This is a genomic window from Streptomyces sp. GDS52, assembly GCF_052246875.1.
GTDB classification, from domain to species: Bacteria; Actinomycetota; Actinomycetes; order Streptomycetales; family Streptomycetaceae; genus Streptomyces; species Streptomyces cathayae.
Map to the genome: position 1 here is coordinate 1075894 of NZ_CM125966.1, position 2048 is coordinate 1077941.

Genomic DNA, 2048 nt, shown 5'->3' on the forward strand with positions numbered 1-2048 from the left:
ATGCAGGACAACACTTCCCGGGTGGCACTCGTCACCGGCGGATCACGCGGGATCGGACGGGCGTGCGTACTGGCCCTCGCCCTCGACGGGTTCGACGTCGCCTTCTGCTACCGCGCCGACGACGAGGCGGCCCGGCAGCTGGAGAAGGAGGCCGGAGAACTCGGCGTTCGCGTCATGTCCCGGCGGACGGACGTCACCGACGGCCCGGCCGTGCGCTCCTTCGTCGAGGAGGTCGAGGACACGCTGGGCCCCGTCGACGCGGCGGTCACCGCTGCCGGGATCACCCGCGACAACCCCCTGGTGCTGATGGACGACGACCAGTGGCACCAGGTCATCGGCACCAATCTCGACGGCGTCTACCACCTGTGCCGCGCGGTCGTCTTCTCCATGATGAAGCGCCGTACCGGGGCGATCGTCAACATCTCGTCGGTGGCGGGTGTGTACGGCCACGCCAGCCAGAGCAACTACTCCGCCTCGAAGGCCGGCATCATCGGCTTCTCCCGGTCGCTGGCCAAGGAGGTCGGCCGCTCCGGGATCCGGGTCAACGCCGTCGCCCCCGGGTTCATCGACACCGACATGGTCGCCGCGATGAACGAGAAGGCCCGCAAGGACATCACCCGGACGATCCCGCTGCGCCGCATGGGCCGTGCCGAGGAGGTCGGCGACCTCGTCGCGTACCTGGTGTCGGACAGGGCCGAGTACATCACCGGTTCCGTCCTGCAGATCGACGGCGGCATCACCATCTGACCACCTGACGGGCGGGAAGACCCGGCCCGTCCGCCCCCGGCCCGATCCGTGACCGGCGGCAGCACTCAGCATGTTTGGAGGCGGTGATGGCCCGACGGAGGCCACGCTGGTACTTCTCGTTCCGCAGCCCCTATTCGTGGATGGCCTACCGGGACCTGATGGCCGACCACCGGGACGTCGCGGAACGCATCGACTGGCTCCCCTTCTGGGAGCCGGACGCGGAGACGAGCGGCCATCTGGAGCAGGCCGGCATCAGCCTGCCGTACGTGGCGATGTCGAAGGAGAAGCACCTCTACATCCTGCAGGACGTGCGCAGGCTCGCCCGCGACCGCGGCCTGGAGATGGTGTGGCCGGTCGATCGCCACCCCCGGTGGGAGGTGGCGCACCTGGCGTACCTGGTGGCCGACGAGCTCGGCCACGGGCCGGAGTTCATCGCGGCGGTCTACCGCGCCCGGTGGGAGGAGGGGCAGGACATCTCCGACCCGGCCGTCATCGCGTACATCGCCGAGCGGCTCGGTCTGGACCCGGTGCGCCTGTCCACCGCGTGCGACGATCCGGCCGTACGCGAGCACGGCCTCGGATCCCTCAACTCGCTCTATCGCGACGGGGTCTTCGGCGTTCCGTTCTTCATCAACGGCTACGAGAAGTTCTGGGGGGTGGACCGGCTGCCCGGCTTCGTCTCCTCCGTCCGTGCCGGCGCCGCCTGAACCGGTCCCGCACCCCGATTCCGCATCCGCAACCCGAAACCCCCAACAGCGAAGGAGCCCGACATGGCGACCAACCCGTTCGAAGACGACAACGCGAGCTACCACGTCCTGGTCAACGACGAGAACCAGCACTCGCTGTGGCCCGCGTTCGCCGAGGTGCCGGCCGGCTGGACCACGGTCTTCGGCGAGGCGACCCGCCAGGCGTGCCTCGACTACATCACCGAGAACTGGACCGACATGCGGCCCAAGAGCCTTGCGATGGCCATGGACGCCTGACGAGGACATCGCAAGGGGGCGCGGCCGGGCATCCCCGGCCGGTCGCGCCCCGCGCAGAAGGCCCGGTGGGCGGGTGCGACGCCCACCGGGCCTTCTGCGTACGGGGAGACCCTCCCCGCCCGGCACCACAATGCGACAACGGACTTTCCGGTGGCAGCTTGATGCAGCCGCCATTGTCCGCCTTCCGAAGCCGATGCGAAAGTGCTCGGAATTGACCAACGTCGGCCATGCCCGGTCGCGGGATTCAACCGCCGGGATACCCGCCGCACACACTGCGCAATCCCTGCCAAGGCGATCCGCTAGAGGTGGAAGAGAATC

Annotated in this window: 3 protein-coding genes; all 3 read left to right on the forward strand. The window is 69.0% G+C overall.

Translation table 11 applies throughout. The annotated features are described in order from the left end of the window. The 3 genes from fabG to ACTWJ9_RS04920 all read left to right on the forward strand — a co-directional run bounded on the left by fabG (position 1) and on the right by ACTWJ9_RS04920 (position 1730). Positions 1-747 carry a 3-oxoacyl-[acyl-carrier-protein] reductase gene (gene fabG, locus ACTWJ9_RS04910; RefSeq protein ID WP_279332939.1) on the forward strand — a complete coding sequence of 249 codons (747 nt, stop codon included), beginning with the start codon at positions 1-3 and terminating at the stop codon, positions 745-747. Between the two features lie 86 nt (positions 748-833). Beyond that, on the forward strand, positions 834-1454 hold the full coding sequence (locus ACTWJ9_RS04915) for a 2-hydroxychromene-2-carboxylate isomerase (RefSeq protein ID WP_279332940.1): 621 nt from the start codon (positions 834-836) through the stop codon (positions 1452-1454). A 63-nt stretch (positions 1455-1517) separates the two neighbouring features. Next, the gene (locus ACTWJ9_RS04920; protein ID WP_279332941.1) at positions 1518-1730 is read left to right on the forward strand and encodes an MbtH family protein; all 213 of its coding nucleotides are present in this window, start codon (positions 1518-1520) and stop codon (positions 1728-1730) included. Positions 1731-2048: the final 318 nt, after the last annotated feature.

Coding starts and splice junctions, on each gene's coding strand:
- fabG (WP_279332939.1), top strand. CDS start 1: ATGCAGGACAACACTTCCCGGGTGGCACTCGTCACCGGCGGATCACGC.
- ACTWJ9_RS04915 (WP_279332940.1), top strand. CDS start 834: ATGGCCCGACGGAGGCCACGCTGGTACTTCTCGTTCCGCAGCCCCTAT.
- ACTWJ9_RS04920 (WP_279332941.1), top strand. CDS start 1,518: ATGGCGACCAACCCGTTCGAAGACGACAACGCGAGCTACCACGTCCTG.